Annotated in this window: 15 protein-coding genes and 1 pseudogene; 11 read left to right on the plus strand and 5 right to left on the minus strand. The window is 53.6% G+C overall.

Annotated elements, in window-relative coordinates:
* Positions 1-36: 36 nt before the first annotated feature.
* Both ORL50_RS15735 and ORL50_RS15740 read left to right on the plus strand, forming a co-directional pair.
* Positions 37-408 (plus strand): hypothetical protein, encoded by a 372-nt coding sequence (locus ORL50_RS15735; protein WP_045061253.1) that lies wholly within the window; start codon positions 37-39, stop codon positions 406-408.
* Positions 409-410: 2 nt separating this feature from the next.
* The gene (locus tag ORL50_RS15740) at positions 411-611 is read left to right on the plus strand and encodes a DUF1289 domain-containing protein (protein ID WP_019816980.1); all 201 of its coding nucleotides are present in this window, start codon (positions 411-413) and stop codon (positions 609-611) included.
* A 20-nt stretch (positions 612-631) separates the two neighbouring features.
* Here ORL50_RS15740 and ORL50_RS15745 read toward each other — a convergent pair whose 3' ends face one another.
* From ORL50_RS15745 to ORL50_RS15755, 3 genes are all read right to left on the minus strand, one after another.
* Positions 632-2,989 carry a heavy metal translocating P-type ATPase gene (locus tag ORL50_RS15745; protein WP_024014913.1) on the minus strand — a complete coding sequence of 786 codons (2,358 nt, stop codon included), beginning with the start codon at positions 2,987-2,989 and terminating at the stop codon, positions 632-634.
* Between the two features lie 180 nt (positions 2,990-3,169).
* Positions 3,170-3,703 (minus strand): cupredoxin domain-containing protein, encoded by a 534-nt coding sequence (locus ORL50_RS15750; protein ID WP_019816982.1) that lies wholly within the window; start codon positions 3,701-3,703, stop codon positions 3,170-3,172.
* Between the two features lie 157 nt (positions 3,704-3,860).
* A complete protein-coding gene (locus tag ORL50_RS15755) occupies positions 3,861-4,214 on the minus strand; it encodes a co-regulatory protein PtrA N-terminal domain-containing protein (protein ID WP_024014911.1) in 354 nt (117 codons plus the stop codon).
* Between the two features lie 204 nt (positions 4,215-4,418).
* Between ORL50_RS15755 and ORL50_RS15760 the strand changes: the two genes are divergently transcribed.
* The 5 genes and pseudogenes from ORL50_RS15760 to ORL50_RS29130 all read left to right on the plus strand — a co-directional run.
* Entirely contained in the window at positions 4,419-5,105 is a 687-nt protein-coding gene (locus ORL50_RS15760) for a heavy metal response regulator transcription factor (protein ID WP_019816984.1), read from the plus strand.
* The gene (locus tag ORL50_RS15765) at positions 5,105-6,493 is read left to right on the plus strand and encodes a heavy metal sensor histidine kinase (protein ID WP_019816985.1); all 1,389 of its coding nucleotides are present in this window, start codon (positions 5,105-5,107) and stop codon (positions 6,491-6,493) included. The genes ORL50_RS15760 and ORL50_RS15765 overlap by 1 nt, the downstream gene beginning before the upstream one ends.
* A gap of 359 nt (positions 6,494-6,852) precedes the next feature.
* Entirely contained in the window at positions 6,853-7,236 is a 384-nt protein-coding gene (copC, locus tag ORL50_RS15770; RefSeq protein ID WP_024014909.1) for a copper homeostasis periplasmic binding protein CopC, read from the plus strand.
* 3 nt (positions 7,237-7,239) lie between these two features.
* A complete protein-coding gene (gene copD / locus ORL50_RS15775; protein WP_019816987.1) occupies positions 7,240-8,178 on the plus strand; it encodes a copper homeostasis membrane protein CopD in 939 nt (312 codons plus the stop codon).
* 73 nt (positions 8,179-8,251) lie between these two features.
* Positions 8,252-8,475, plus strand: a pseudogene (locus tag ORL50_RS29130) (hypothetical protein); the annotation flags it as partial.
* Between the two features lie 290 nt (positions 8,476-8,765).
* Here the strand turns inward: ORL50_RS29130 and ORL50_RS15780 are convergent.
* Entirely contained in the window at positions 8,766-9,173 is a 408-nt protein-coding gene (locus ORL50_RS15780; protein ID WP_019816989.1) for a MerR family transcriptional regulator, read from the minus strand.
* 913 nt (positions 9,174-10,086) lie between these two features.
* Here ORL50_RS15780 and ORL50_RS15785 point away from each other — a divergent pair.
* The 3 genes from ORL50_RS15785 (at position 10,087) to ORL50_RS15795 (ending at position 13,530) form a co-directional block, all read left to right on the plus strand.
* Positions 10,087-12,159 carry a heavy metal translocating P-type ATPase gene (locus ORL50_RS15785; protein WP_232392676.1) on the plus strand — a complete coding sequence of 691 codons (2,073 nt, stop codon included), beginning with the start codon at positions 10,087-10,089 and terminating at the stop codon, positions 12,157-12,159.
* 130 nt (positions 12,160-12,289) lie between these two features.
* Positions 12,290-12,793, plus strand: coding sequence for a signal peptidase II (gene lspA / locus ORL50_RS15790; protein ID WP_019816991.1), 504 nt, complete (start codon positions 12,290-12,292; stop codon positions 12,791-12,793).
* Positions 12,794-12,936: 143 nt separating this feature from the next.
* A complete protein-coding gene (locus ORL50_RS15795; protein ID WP_225568928.1) occupies positions 12,937-13,530 on the plus strand; it encodes a helix-turn-helix transcriptional regulator in 594 nt (197 codons plus the stop codon).
* A 56-nt stretch (positions 13,531-13,586) separates the two neighbouring features.
* Here the strand turns inward: ORL50_RS15795 and ORL50_RS15800 are convergent, their stop codons facing one another.
* The gene (locus ORL50_RS15800; protein ID WP_032872266.1) at positions 13,587-14,480 is read right to left on the minus strand and encodes a cation efflux transmembrane domain-containing protein; all 894 of its coding nucleotides are present in this window, start codon (positions 14,478-14,480) and stop codon (positions 13,587-13,589) included.
* 158 nt (positions 14,481-14,638) lie between these two features.
* Between ORL50_RS15800 and ORL50_RS15805 the strand changes: the two genes are divergently transcribed.
* Entirely contained in the window at positions 14,639-15,511 is an 873-nt protein-coding gene (locus ORL50_RS15805) for a sterol desaturase family protein (RefSeq protein WP_019816994.1), read from the plus strand.
* The last annotated feature ends 52 nt before the right edge of the window (positions 15,512-15,563 follow it).

Genomic DNA, 15,563 nt, shown 5'->3' on the forward strand with positions numbered 1-15,563 from the left:
AGCGCCTGTCCAGCACAACCTCTATAGGACACACCGATGCCGCCCGGTAAACGTGAACTGGCTCGGATCGAGCGCCAGTTGATCGTCACGCTCACCGACGCGTGCGAAACAGCAAAGGACGAGATAAAGGGGTTTATTTGGCTCACTCACACCGCTGACCTAAGTGCGTTGGCTGAAACCCTGAAGGTCATCTGGGTGTTCGAAACCCTGGCTGACAGGAAGCGGGCCGAGATTGACGCGAAGGCCCGCATCTTTGAGTTGACGGCGATCGCCTTGAAAGAGGCCAATCTTGACCTGCCTGTTTCAGACCGCAATGTCCGCTTTGACTCGGAGCAAGAGTGCCAACGCACGCACATAGGCGACTGGAAACGTCGCGTGGCTCAACTACATAAAGCTAAGGGGGACTGACCATGGCAAAAGAAATCGAGAATCCTTGTATCTCGGTTTGCCAACTCAGTGGTGATCTGTGTGTGAGCTGCGGGCGGAATAAGGAAGACATCAGAAAGTGGAAGCGCATGAAGCGGCCCGAAAAAATGGCCGCTGTGCAAAGGGCGAATGCGCGCTTAAAGGGATTGAAGAAAGCACATGGATCGCCATTCCCCCCGAGTTAAAACCGCTGCAATTTTGAAGGTCAGTCAACTCGGGTATTCCTCAGCCTCAATGCATTGAAAACTACCGACGCGGAACTGACGCTCATGGCTATGGCAGCGATCATTGGCGACAGGAGGTGCCCCGTCAATGGATAGAGCAAACCAGCGGCAAGAGGTATACCCATTGAGTTGTAGAGAAAAGCAAAGCCCAAATTCTGGCGCATGTTTTTAACTGTGGCGACCGAAAGAGCTCGTGCTCGTAAGATCCCCATCAGGTCACCTTTGACCAGCGTGAGTTGCGCGCTATTCATCGCCACGTCAGTCCCCGTTCCCATGGCTATCCCCACATCTGCTCGCGCCAGGGCCGGAGCATCGTTGATACCGTCACCTGCCATGGCCACTTTTCGCCCGTGTTGCTGTAGGTCTGCCACCAGACGTTCCTTGTCTTGGGGTTTGACTTCACCGTGGACCTCTTCAATCCCCATCTCCCTGGCGACAGCCCGAGCGGTAGTAAGCCCGTCCCCAGTAGCCATGATGATTTTCACGTTGTGAGCCTTAAGCTTGGTGACGGCCTCTTTTGAGGTTGGCTTGATCGGATCTGATACGGCCAACAAACCTGCCAATGCGCCGTCGACGGCGAGGTAGATAATACTGATGCCGTCAAGTCGCAACACCTCAGCGCGCTCTTGTAGGGAGTTGGTGCTCACGCCTGCGGCTTCCATCAACGCTGTGTTCCCCAGCTGGAGCTTCTTGCCATCGACAACGCCACTGACGCCGATACCCGAATCCGACTCAAAGGATTCGGGCTTGGTGAGCTTTATGTTCTCGGCTCGGGCGTGATCGACGATCGCATGTGCTAAAGGATGCTCACTGCCCTGATCAAGGCTGGCAGCCAGGTGAAGGACGTCGTCGGGATTGAAGGTGGGAGTGGCCTCCACGCTGTGAAACACGGGCCGTCCCTCTGTCAGGGTGCCTGTCTTGTCGACAATCAGCGTGTCGATTCTGCAAAGGCTTTCAATTGCACTGGCATCTCTGAACAAAACACCCATGCTGGCTGCTTTACCTGTCGACACCATGATCGACATAGGCGTAGCAAGTCCCAACGCACAGGGACAAGCGATGATCAGCACGGCGACAGCGTTGATTAGACCAAACACCCAACTGGGCTCAGGGCCGAAAAGCCCCCAACCGATAAATGTCATTATCGCAATCGCGATAACACCCATCACGAAGTAGCCGGCAATCGAGTCGGCCATTCGTTGCATCGGCGCCTTGGAACGCTGAGCTCTCGCGACCATCTGTACGATCTGGGACAGCATGGTTTCGGCACCGACCTTCTGGGCCTCCATCACCAGGCTCCCATGCGTATTCAGCGTGGCGCCGATCAGGCTATCTCCAGCTTTCTTCATTACCGGGACTGGCTCGCCAGTGAGCATCGACTCATCCACCGCACTTTCACCCTCAAGTACCGAACCATCAACTGGCACCTTTTCACCCGGTCTGACCCGTAAGTGGTCTCCCAGGTGCACATGTGTGAGAGGAATGTCTTCCTCCTGGCCATCGGCATTGATCCGGCGTGCAGTTTTGGGCGAAAGGCCGAGAAGAGACTTAATGGCGGCGGAAGTTTGTGATCGGGCTTTGAGCTCAAGGATCTGGCCAAGCAACGTGAGCGAGATGATGACCGCTGCCGCTTCGAAGTAAACGCCGATACGTCCATCTTGCATGAAATTGGAGGGAAAACTTTGGGGGAAGAGCGTTGCTATGACGCTGTACAGATAAGCTGCGGCGGTGCCCAACCCAATCAGAGTCCACATGTTGGGACTGCGATTTTTAACCGAGGCCAGTCCCCTTACAAAAAAAGGCCATCCTGCCCATAAGGTCACGGGTGTCGCCAGAGCGAACTCGATCCAGTTTTGAGCCGAACCATGAAGAAGTTGTAACGAGTGACCCGCCATCGCGAGCACGGTTACGACCACGGTTAAGGGCAGCGACCACCAGAAGCGGCGATTGAAATCCCGGAGTTCAGGATTTTCTTCTTCATCAAGCGCCGGCATGACAGGCTCTAGTGCCATGCCACATTTAGGACAGTTACCGGGGCCGGTCTGCCGTATTTCAGGATGCATCGGGCACGTAAATTCAGTGCCCGTTTGTACCGCAGACTCCGGCGTTGTGCTGCCTGACTCGTTGCGCACCACGTGGCCACTGTAGCGCTCAGGGTCCGCTCGAAACTTCTCCTGACATTTCAGGCTACAGAACCGATACGTCTGTCCTTGGTAAGTCTCAGCAAATTTACTCGACGAAGTGACTGCCATTCCACACACCGGGTCATGTAGATCAGCATCATCCCGGGAAGCAGCATGGGTGTGATTATGGTCGTGATGGCCAGAGGTGGTAGGCATGTCTATTCCCCTTGTAAGGTGCTACTAGAAATGAGCATATTCAGTACAACGCTGATTTGCGGCTCCACAGTGGTGCGGTGATGTTTCCGCACGGACCCCGGCTGAGAAGCGTTGCTATGTTACTTGCGACTTAGCGTAGCCAACTCTTGCGTCGGGCCGGCAGAAACAGCCGACTCCGGTTTATTTCAGATCAAATTCGCCGACCATTCCCGATTGGTAATGCCCCGGCACGTTGCAGGCAAACTGAAGCCCTGCACTGTCGTTGAAGGTCCAGATCAGCTCTTGGGTTGAGCCAGGCTCAATCAGGACACTGTTAGGGTCGTCATGCTCCATTGCGACCATCTTCATTCCGCCCATGCCGTGGCTCATGCCGCTCATCTTCCCGGTACCGGTAGGGCTTAATGTTCCGTTCTTGAACATGCTTGCCATTTCTTTCTGGTGTGCTGCATGAGCAGCGGCTTTGCCGATGTTGAACTCATGCAGCAGCGAACCCTCGTTGCGAAGGACAAAGCGGATTGTTTCACCAGGTTTTACGTCGATGCTTTTAGGCTTGAAAAAAATGTCGCCCATCTCGACCTCTACAGTGCGGGTAACGTCAGAGGCCACACCAGGCTGGCCTATGTCGTCTTGTCCATGCCCAGCATTAGCCATAGCCGTAGCAGCGAAAAAAAGGGTCATTGCTGCGATGAACGGGGTAGCGAGCGTAGTTTTCATGGTGACCTCAGGAATACGTGGGAACATTGGCTATGCTAATGATGCTCAGCTGCCAGCTAACTGACTTGGGCATTACTTCTTTGTCAGTTTTCTAAATAGATACGGCGTCCAATTGACGCCGCAACAAGATGCTGACAAGTACTTATCCTGGGGGCGTTTATTGATGGTTTTCTGAAAGCATCAATTTGTGCTCGCGCTGCATCTGGCGCAAAACGTCGTCAACAATTTTGTCGTGCTTCTCCATCCAGGCTAGATGCTGTTGGGGTGACATTGAGGCATCTGGGTGATCGTTGTGGAGCTGGCTCATGATGTCGCCAAGCATCTTCATGTGTTCTGCCATGTGGACGTGACGCTCTCCTTCAGGGGCTTGTTCAGCTTTCATCAACGTGGCCTCGGCCTTGTCGCGCAAACCTTCCATACGCTCAATCACACGATCTCCGCCGCTTTCAGCCCACACAGAAGCCGAGACCAGTATCGAGCTTACAAAAAACAGCATTTTCAGGTGGTTCATCGGGGTAGCTCCTCATGAGGGAATCCGACTTCCATACGATTCATCGCTCAGAGGTCGGTCGAGCACCAATGAAGTGCTCATGTCTGAACCCTAGCCAGCACTCGCTGACATCTACCTGAAGCCAAGATTACTTTTCTGTCAGTTGCTGGTTGGCTGCCAGTTTTCGTTGCAGACTCCGCTTAACCTTTATCTGAGAACGACCTCATGAGACTTCTTGTCGCTGAAGACGAACCAAAAATAGGTATCTATTTGCAGCAAGGGCTCAACGAGGCCGGGTTCAATGTCGACCGTTTCACGAATGGAAAAGAGGCGCTTCAGCACGCTTTGAGCGAAGCCTATGATCTGCTGATTCTCGACGTCATGATGCCGGGTTTGGATGGCTGGGAAGTCCTGCAGAAGGTGCGCGCTTCCGGGAAAGACGTCCCGGTGCTTTTTCTCACCGCCAGAGACCGCGTTGAAGACCGAGTGAAGGGACTTGAACTCGGTGCGGATGACTATCTGATCAAACCCTTCGCGTTTTCTGAATTGCTTGCTCGAGTCAGAACGCTGCTGCGTCGCGGTAGCAGCGCACCTTCGCAAACCTTTATGAAACTGGCTGACCTTGAAGTGGACCTGCTCAAGCGTCGAGCCATCCGAGGAGGCAAACGCATAGACCTTACGGCCAAAGAGTTCGCGTTGCTTGAGCTTCTGCTGCGTCGTCGAGGGGAGGTGCTGCCAAAGTCTCTTATCGCCTCCCAGGTTTGGGATATGAACTTCGACAGCGATACCAACGTTATCGAGGTTGCAGTGAGACGGCTCAGGGCCAAGATAGACGACGATTTTGAGGTCAAGTTGATTCATACCTCAAGGGGAATGGGTTACATGCTCGATGCACCAGATTCGGAGTCGTGATGAACCGGATGTCCCTGACGACTCGTATGAGTCTGATGTTTATGCTCGCGGTAACGGCCGTGCTCACGGTCGCCGGACTCAGTTTCAATAACCTCAGCCGGCATCATTTCAAGATGCTGGATCAGCAGGCATTGTACGAAAAACTCCACTCGACCCAGCGGATCTTGTCCGGGCTGAGCAACATCGATCAATTCAGCGAGGCTAAACCGGAGTTAGAAGCGCTGCTGGGCGCACACCGTGATTTGACTGCGCTTATCATCGATGGCGACGGCAAGGTGCTGTTTGCGGATCCCGGCCCGGTCGACGTTCCGAAGGCGTTTCGAACAACCACAAACACAACCGTCTGGGAATGGCGGGAGCAAGAGCAGATGTTCCGTGGTGTGACTGCGCAATCCGTAGTGACGGGACAAGAAAGGCCATTAACTGTCATGTTGATTTTTGACGTTACGCAGCATATGTCCTTTTTCGAGACGCTCGAACGATGGTTTTGGATAGGGTTGGTGATCAGCGCATTGGTCAGTGCTGCACTCGGCTGGATGGTAGCTAGCAGTGGCATGCGGCCTATCCGCCAGGTCACATGGGTTGCTGCCTCCATGTCAGCAAAATCACTCAAGGAGCGTATTCCCCTGGCACCCGTTCCGAAAGAGCTTCAACAGATGGTGTTGTCGTTCAACGCCATGTTATCCAGGCTCGACGATGCATTTGTCCGGTTATCCAACTTTTCGGCAGACATTGCCCACGAACTACGGACCCCCGTGAGCAACTTGATGACCCACACTGAAGTGGTGCTTTCGAGAAAAAGAAACATCGAGGACTACGAAGACAATTTGTACTCCAATCTTGATGACTTGAAGCGCATGAGCCGGATGATTGATGACATGCTTTTTCTGGCGAAATCTGACAATGGTCTAATTACGCACGAGAGCAAGCCAATAGACCTGGTGGCTGTCGTGGAAAAATTGCTTGAGTACTACCGCCTGTTGGCTGATGAACGAGGGATCGAGCTCAAGGTTTCAGGACGGGGGAGCGTGCGAGGTGATGTTCTTATGCTCCACCGAGCGATTTCCAATCTGCTCTCAAATGCGCTGCGCTACACCTATGAAGGGACGTCAATCAGTGTCGATATTCAGCACAAGGATGCGTCGGTAACGGTTGTCGTGGAAAACTATGGTGAGCCCATTGCCCCCGAACACCTTGAAAAGCTGTTTGATCGTTTTTATCGCGTGGACCCAGCGCGGCGAGAAGGAAGTCCGAGCAACGCAGGGCTAGGTCTGTCAATTACCCGATCAATTGTCGAAGCGCACAATGGCAAGATCTGGTGTACGTCAGGCGACGGGAAAACGGCTTTTCATCTTGAGTTTCCGGCCGTCGATTCCACGGTTAGCTGAGCGACAAAACATTGGGACCAACGACGTCTTGGCGTTCTGCGTTTGCTACGCCTCTGCGGATTTTTCAAAGTGATTAAGCTCCCCTGTCCTGCGGTACGCCGTGTCTTTTCCAGGTCTTGCTACGCTCAACGATTAGATGCCAAACATCGGATCAAGCTGACTGAAATGTAATCGAACAGTTTGTGATCGTGTGGCATCGTGTTCTCGCACTGTGACGTTAGGGCTAGCGAGTTTCTCCTGTTCAACCTGGCGAAGAGGACGGGGGCTCCAAGTTAATCAACAGTGGTTTTTAAAGAAATTAAAAACTAGTTCCTCCCAAAAAACCTCGAATCAACAGCGCTTGCTGTGAGGAGTCTTGCATGTCATTCCTTAAAACTACGTCCGTGGCTGTTGCAATCACTGCTGGTTTGCTTCTGAGTGCAGTGGCCCAGGCACATCCAAAACTACTTTCTTCCACTCCGGCAGAAGGCTCGGATGCGGCGGCTCCGTCGAAAATCGAACTGCATTTTTCTGAGAATCTCACCACTCAGTTCTCCGGTGCAAAGCTGATCATGACCGACATGCCAGGCATGCCTAACTCACCCATGGGTGTAAAGGCCGCCGTCGCTGCTGGTGGTGATCCGAAAACCATGGTGATTACGCCGGCTGCACCGCTGACCACCGGCACCTACAAAGTTGAATGGCGTGCAGTGTCTTCGGACACCCACCCGATCACCGGCAACTTTTCATTCAAAGTGAAATAATCCATGAGCGACTCATTAAATATCGTGGTTCGCTTTGCTCTCTATTTTGACCTGATGTTGTTATTTGGACTGGCCATATTTGGCTTGTACAGCCTCAGGGGAAAGGAAAGGGTATCGGGCACGGTCTTGAACTTTGAGTCGCTTCTCTACGGTACTTCTGTTGCAGGTGTAGTTCTGTCCCTTGCTGCGATGTTGTTGCTTGCAAAAGCAATGAGCGGTGTATCGGAGCTTATGGAGCTACATCACCACATTTTTGAAATGGTCATCATGGGCACCGACGTTGGGCTGACCTGGATGGTTCGGATAGCCGCCTTGGTGGGGGCAATTCTGGGCGTCGCGTTGAATAAACGATATCCGACACCCAGCCTCTGGATCGTCACCGTCTGTGGAGCAATCGCGTTGGCCACGCTAGCCTGGACGGGGCATGGTGCCATGGACGAAGGCAGCCGCCGCTACTGGCATTTTCTCAGCGACATTTTCCATTTATTAGCGGCAGGTGGCTGGTTGGGTGCTCTAGCGGCCTTCGCTCTACTGCTACGGTTGAAATCGCTGAAGGGTGAGGAGGAAGCACGTATTCTTGCCCGCGTGCTGACTGGCTTTGAGTCGGCCGGCGGTGTGATTGTTGCGATCATAAGCGTTACGGGAGTAGTAAATTACCTTTTCATCGTCGGTCCCAACCTTGATGAGGTCATGCTCAGTACCTATGGCCAGTTGCTGTTTTTGAAGATCCTGCTCTTTGCCGGGATGATCGTTTTAGCGACGCTGAACCGCTTTCACTTAAGCCCGCTATTGGAGCGCTCGGTTCGCAATGGTCAATACTCTGTAGCGGTCAATGCCTTGCGCCGCAGCATGAAATTCGAATTCCTGATGGCAATCCTCATCATCTGTCTTGTCGCATGGTTAGGCACGCTAAGTCCTGAAATGGAAATGAGCGCGCAATAGAGGTTTCTGGCAGCTAACCCAGAAGCCTGGAGCGTGATTGTTAGCACCATTTCTACTGGCTACACTTCAGCCCATGACACGCTGTCTACGGCTTTGCCTGATTTTCCTGATTAGCCTGGCGCTTCCCCTCAGCGGGATGGCGGGTGTTCAAGCGCCGGAGAGCCATGTCCAATGAAACCCTTGGATGGCGGATGACAACATGGGCCAACGCTGCCGCCGTGACATGAAGTCCCCCGAACTCGGTGAACCCCGTAAGCCGAGCAAGGGTGCAAAACAGGCGGTAAGCTGCACATTTCAAAGCGGCAATGAATTTACCCTGTCGCACGGTTAAGCACTTTGCGTCAGAAATTTAATAAGCACGGAGGTGTCGGTGGTTCAATAATGATAACTGAGCACGGTTAACTTAGAGCTATTACCATCGATTTTCCCACATGTCGCCGCATGCGGTTTTAATGGGATGGCAAAATTGCGAACCACAGGACAATCCTAAGGCACGCATCCTGAAATAAACCAAGATAGCGGACTTTATTGCACAATGACGATTCTCACCTCGTACAATCTCTACGCACATGGAGTCTTTTGCCGCGTTAACTACGATTCGACAATGATTCAATGATGCGACATTGCTCTATAACACCACCGTGGCAGCAAACACTCAGTCGTGTCAGTTCGGCTTCTAAACCTCGTAAGTCCTGAATACGGATTCGAACTTGTTGGAGTTGCCCTTGCACTTTCGCATCCACAGCGGCGCAGGAAGCGTCGCGTCGGTCAGCCAGGCCGAGTAGATCGCGAATGTCATCGACGCTGAACCCAAGCGCGCGGCTGCGACGGATAAACAGCAGCCGGTTGCGCTCTTCATCTGTGTAAAAGCGATAACCCGACGGTGATCTTCCAGCAGAAGGCAGCAGCCCTGACTGCTCGTAATAGCGGATGGTTACGGCTTTGGTATCGGTCAGCTTCGCCAAGGCACCGATCGTGTACGTGGGCGCATTCATTTCTCTTGACCCTATAGTTGCTGGAATCCTCATTCTACTCGCGTCAGGCAACAAGCAAATCCTTGCTCACCGTTCTACCGATCGCCAGGCCTCTGATCGATGAAAACCCTCCCCGCCGATCTCTTCAACTCGAGTTTGGACGCTTTGCTCTGCACATGGCTGCTTACCTTCGTAGCAGAGCTTCTGTGCTGCTCGTCGGCCGCCGCATAGGGCAAGTGCCCTGTGTGCTTTGCTGTGAGGACGGGATGCCGCCTGATATTAGCGTCACGAAATAGGACGCCGTTGATGCCAACACCGTAGGCGCGAGGGGAAGCAGCATTTCCTATCTACTACCGGCCACTTACTCACTGTGATCACGTTGAACATGAATGGTCGCTGGTGGATGCCTTAAGGCATCGAAGAATCTCTTGACCTTATAGGGGCTATAAGGTGTTCACTCTCGCCATGAAAAGCGGAGAGCGTTCTCATGAAAAACTGTTGCGGTGACGAGCAAGCACCAAAAAAGCCAGCGGGCGTGGACGTTTTTGACCCTGTCGCATCCGGGAGCTGCTGTGCGACTTCCGCAACATCGGGTGAAGACGAAACCGATCGAGATCGAACTACCAGTTGCTGTTCTTCTAAGACCTCGGACGTGAATCCTGCGCTTTCAACAACCAAAAGTGCGGATGGCTGCTCTGCTGGAGGCAACGGCGGAAAGACAAGCTGCTCCACTTCATCTCCGACATCTTCTCAATATCCACCTACCGAACCGAACGAGCCCACCACCTCGGTTGTTACCGATGCATGTTGCTCTGCATCTGGAACGGATGGCCCAAGCGCGTGCGCATCCAAAGTGTCATCAGCCGTTGTCAACGACACGGCTCGCTTGAGTCGTTTCCGGATTGGGCAAATGTGCTGTCCTACCGAGCAGGCGATGATTGAGGGCAAGCTTGCAAAGATGCCTGGAATTCAGAAATTGGAATTCAACATGATGAACCGTACTCTAGGTGTCTGGCACGAATTGCCACATACCCTGGGAATCGAAGCGGCCGTGTCATCGCTTGGTATGCAGGCGGAACCGTTGAATGGCGCGGTCGACGTACCAGGCGCGGATAAGCAGCAAAGCCAGTTTGAAGCTGAATCACTGCGCAAAAGCACCTGGTGGCCGTTAGCGCTGTCTGGTATTGCTGCGGTAGGCGCGGAAATTTTGCATTTCACCCAGGCAGCCCCCGAATGGGTGATTGCTGCTGTAGCTTTAATCTCGGTAGCACTCTGCGGGCCCGCGACTTACAAGAAAGGTTGGATCTCTCTCAAAAATTTCAATCTCAACATAAACGCGTTGATGAGCATTGCGGTGACGGGAGCGGTCCTGATTGGGCAGTGGCCAGAAGCGGCGATGGTCATGTTTTTATTTACTGTTGCCGAATTGGTTGAGGCCAAGTCGTTGGATCGTGCACGCAATGCGATCAAAGGACTGATGGACTTGACCCCAAATCATGCAACGGTGCGCCAGGCAGACGGCAGTTGGCTGGACGTAGATGTCAAAACCGTCCAGATCAGCTCCTTGGTTCGAGTTCGCCCCGGCGAGCGCATTGGTCTGGATGGCAACGTGATCTCCGGCAACTCTACCGTAAACCAAGCCCCTATCACCGGGGAAAGCTTGCCCATCGAGAAAGCTGTCGGTGACCCTGTTTATGCCGGCTCGATCAATGAGTCCGGTTCCTTCGAGTACCGCGTGACGGCTGAGGCCAGCAATACGACACTGGCCCGGATTATTCATGCTGTGGAGGAAGCCCAAGGTTCACGCGCCCCGATCCAGCGGGTCGTCGATAAGTTCGCCAAGGTTTATACGCCATCGGTGTTTTTCTTCGCCCTTGCCGTTGCGATATTCCCGCCCCTGTTTATGGCCGGATTATGGGCTGACTGGATTTATCGGGCGCTGGTGCTTCTGGTAGTCGCTTGCCCTTGCGCACTGGTGATTTCGACCCCGGTGACCATTGTAAGCGGCCTCGCGGCAGCGGCGCGAAAAGGCATTTTAATCAAGGGCGGGGCGTACCTGGAAAGCGGTCGCAAGATCACCCATCTGGCCTTGGATAAAACTGGGACCATTACCCATGGCAAGCCCGTACAGACCGATTTCCTGCCTCTAGCTGATGGATTATCTAGAGATTATCGCATTGCCGCCGCGAGCCTTGCCCAACGTTCGGATCATCCGGTTTCGCGGGCTATTGCCAAACAAACGGCCCAGCAATCGCTGCGGTTGCTGGAAGTGGATAACTTCGAAGCGCTGCTGGGCCGAGGGGTCCGCGGCGAGATCGAGGGTAAGCGCTACCAGTTGGGTAACCATCGTTTGTTGGAGGAGTTGGGGTTCTGCTCACCTAATACCGAAGCCGCCCTGGGCCACCTTGAGCGGCAAGGGAAAACTGTAGTCATTCTGTCCGATGACAAACGGGCGCTGGCGTTGTTTGCAGTCGCCGATACGGTAAAAGCCACCAGCCGAGCCGCAATCGAGGAGCTTCACGCGTTAGGTGTGAAGACTGTGATGTTGACAGGGGACAACCCACATACCGCGCTGGCAATTGCCGCGCAGGTAAACATTGACGAGGCCAAGGGCAATCTCCTACCGATCGATAAGCTCAAAGCCATCGAAGCCTTGATCGATCATAAAGGCACCGTCGGCATGGTCGGTGACGGAATAAACGATGCCCCTGCGCTTGCTCGGGCTGATGTGGGCTTCGCGATGGGGGCAGCTGGCACCGATACGGCGATCGAGACTGCTGACGTAGCAATCATGGATGATGATTTGCGCAAGATTCCTGCCTTCATTCGTCTCTCCCGCCAGACCGGAGCAGTACTTACGCAAAACATTGCGCTCGCGCTGGGCGTTAAAGCCATCTTCCTAGCCGTTACGCTCACTGGTCACGCTACGATGTGGATGGCGGTATTCGCGGATATGGGGGTAAGCCTGTTGGTAGTACTGAATGGCCTGCGCTTGCTGCGCAAATGATACGGACACGATGCCTGCTTTGCTGTTCCAAGACCTGGATCCCAGTGGGTGATACCGCACGAGCAAGAGTCAGTGCTTTTCAAAAAATACCAGTTTCAGATGTACTGGAACGGTTACTACGGAATAGCCAATGAACGGTTTCCCAATGACAGCTCGTGTACAGCCGCCTACTTTGTGGTGGGGAATTGCAGCGGTCCTGGCGTTGATCGATCAAAGTCTAAAGCTTGGCGTCGAGCACCTTTATGAGCTGGGCTCATCGGTCGCCGTAGGCTCATTTTTCAACATAGTGCATGCACGCAATACCGGCGCCGCGTTCAGCTTCTTGGCTGACGCTGGAGGCTGGCAGCGTTACCTTTTCGTTGTTGTTGCGCTAGCCGTAGCATTGACGCTCGTCGCGATCCTTCAACGGGAACGTCACTGGAGCGAAGCCTTGGGCTATTGTCTCGTTTTGGGTGGGGCTGTTGGCAATCTTATCGACCGTTCTTTGCGAGGCTTTGTCGTGGACTATCTGGATTTTCACTATCAAGGCTGGCACTGGCCCGCGTTTAATCTCGCAGATATATGTATTGTCAGCGGCGCATCGTTTTTATTGGTCATAAGCGTGATTAGCCCCGCGTCGCCAAGCAAACGTTGACGATGGAGCGCCACCTTCCAGTACGTGTCCTAAGGTGGTCTGGTCGCGCATGGCTAACGCCTGGGTTAGCGGTTTTTGCTGGGCATGCTGGTCATCAAGATTGGCATCAGCATCAGGCTCACCAAATAGCTATAGGTATCGACGTGCCTGTAACAGTGGAATGCCTGCCGCGTCAGCACACCGAGTTTGCAGTGTTTATTCCAGCCGGTGTTCGGCATCGAATCAGCGGAGCCCTCATCGTTTCAATCTACTTGGACGTCTTGGCAGAAGAGGGCCAGGTTTTGCCGAAGACCATGACGCCGATTCCGATCAATATCGCCCCGGCTGACGCCGCACTAATTGCTGACTCCTTGAAGGCAGGCGCGGGAGACACTCGGTCCGCAGTGCGAAAAGCCCTACAGATAACCGATGCACCTCCAGTCGCCGATCCTCGCCTGGCAATAGTCAGCACGGCCATTTACCAGGGCATGGTACGACGTGAAGAGTTGGCAGCACTGGTACACCTGTCCCCAACTCGATTCTCGCATTGGTTCGTGGAACAAACCGGTTTGCCGCTGCGTAGCTATGCTAAATGGCTACGACTGACCCAAGCTGTTCGACATCTGGCATCCGGAGAACCTATAACCACCGCTGCGCACGCGTCAGGCTTCTCCGACTCAGCCCACTTTTCCAGAACCTTTCGCTCGCTGTTGGGTATAGATCCCTCATCGGCGCTCGCCGAAGTGAGCTTGCATTAAGCGACTAGGTTAGAGGCTTGCGGCCTTAGCTACAGGCCGCTCGCCGATTGGAATAGTTAAGCTTTTAGAGCCAGGATTCGACGTGCGCCGTTCAAAACGATCAGGCCAACGACCGTACCAATCACCAAGTCTGGGTACGGAGACCCTGTCCAAGCGACCAATGCTCCTGCAGCGATTACGCCAACGTTCGCAATCACATCGTTGGCTGAGAAAATCCAACTCGCTTTCATGTGTGCTCCTCCTTCGCGGTGGCTGTAGATCAGCCACAGGCAAGTGACGTTTGCCACCAGCGCGACGGCGCCTATCCCCATCATCAGCATCGATTCAGGTTCACTGCCATAGAGAAAGCGTCGAGCAACTTCCAAAAGCACACCCAAAGCTAGAATGATCTGAAACATACCTGCCAGGTGTGCTGCACGTACTTGCATTCCCGCGCTGCGGCCGACCGCAAAGAGGGCCAGCCCGTAAACGGCCGCATCAGCAAACATGTCCAGCGAGTCGGCAATCAGCCCCGTCGATTGGGCAATCAGGCCAGCACTCATTTCGGCGAGAAACATTGCACCATTGATGCCGAGCAATATTTTTAATGTGCTGGCTTCCTTTGAAGCGTTTTGCTCTTCATTGGCACTGTTGGCTGATACGGACTCTGGGCTGATGGGCTGCGTATCTAATAGCCTTGCCCCCAAGCCAAGTGACTCCAACTTGGTAGCGATCTGCTCTACGGCCCCTTCGTGAAAAACACTCACCTGTCTACCGGATAGGTCAAAAGAAAGTGAAGCTATTTCCTGCAAGCCATTCAGCGCGAGTCTGATCATCCGTTCTTCGGAAGGACAGTCCATTTTTGGTACTGAAAATTTGCTGATCCATGTCCCTTCATTTAATGGCTTAGCTGCTGCTTCTGGGCCTGCTGAAGCCGGGCCACAGCCACAGGATTTGTCACACGAACTCATGGGGCCGCTCCTCTAAATACACTTGATCCTGTCGATTACAAACCTTCTAGCCGCTATAAGGTCAAGCGAGGATATTCATCATTCGATTGTAGCTCTTTCGTTCAATCCAAACGCCAGCCTGTGACTTATCGTCTTCGCTTCCTAAAAGGAGGTGAGCGATGATCATTATTTTCCGATACGTCATACGTTGGATGAGCTATCCGCTCATATTTGGTGGCACCGCTGCGTTCATGGTTTGGGCGCTTTACACCGGGATTCCGCCATGGCCCACAACACTCCTGATCGCTATTGTGAGCTTGTTCACGATCGCCGCGCTGGAGCAATTCCAACCCTTTCGTCAATCCTGGCTCGAAGATCATCAAGACACCTCGACCGATTTATTGCATATGCTGGTCAACCTTTCTGTCATTCAGTTCACTGCTGAAGTCCTCGCCAAGCTTGGCGATGCGGTGCCGGCATCAGTTCGCCTTTTTCCCAGCGAGAGTCCCCTCTGGTTACAGCTGGTTCTGGTCGCAACCGTCCTCGATTTAAGCCTGTATGTCATGCATCGCATCAGCCATCGGGTGCATTGGCTGTGGCGTATGCACATGATTCATCACAGCGCTGATCGCCTTTATTGGATGAATGGGGAGCGCAGACATCCGCTGCATGCGGCGCTAATGGCCGGACCGGGGCTGGTGGTTCTGCTCGCCTCAGGTGCGCCGTCGGCCGTTATCGCGACTTGGTTCAGCATCTTGACCGTTCATTTAGCCTTCCAGCATTCGAACCTGGACTACTCGTTGGGCTGGTTACGCAACGTGATTGGAGTCGCCGAGACACATCGCTGGCACCATAAGCGAGAGTTCGAAGATGCCCAGGTCAACTTCGGAGAGTTTTTACTTATTTGGGATCACCTATTTGGAACCTTCTATGACGCAGCAAACAAGCTCGGTGATGCGCAGGTAGGGCTAAAAGAGCGAGACTTTCCAACAGGCTATCGTGCGCAGCTAATCGCGCCGTTTAGGCGCAAGCCTCAGAACCATATGATCTGAAGTTGCGTACCACGAAACGCCTATTCGCGCATTTACTGCCATGTGTTGTAGG

It is taken from the genome of Pseudomonas sp. RIT-562 (assembly GCF_026241895.1).
Taxonomy (GTDB): domain Bacteria; phylum Pseudomonadota; class Gammaproteobacteria; order Pseudomonadales; family Pseudomonadaceae; genus Aquipseudomonas; species Aquipseudomonas mandelii_F.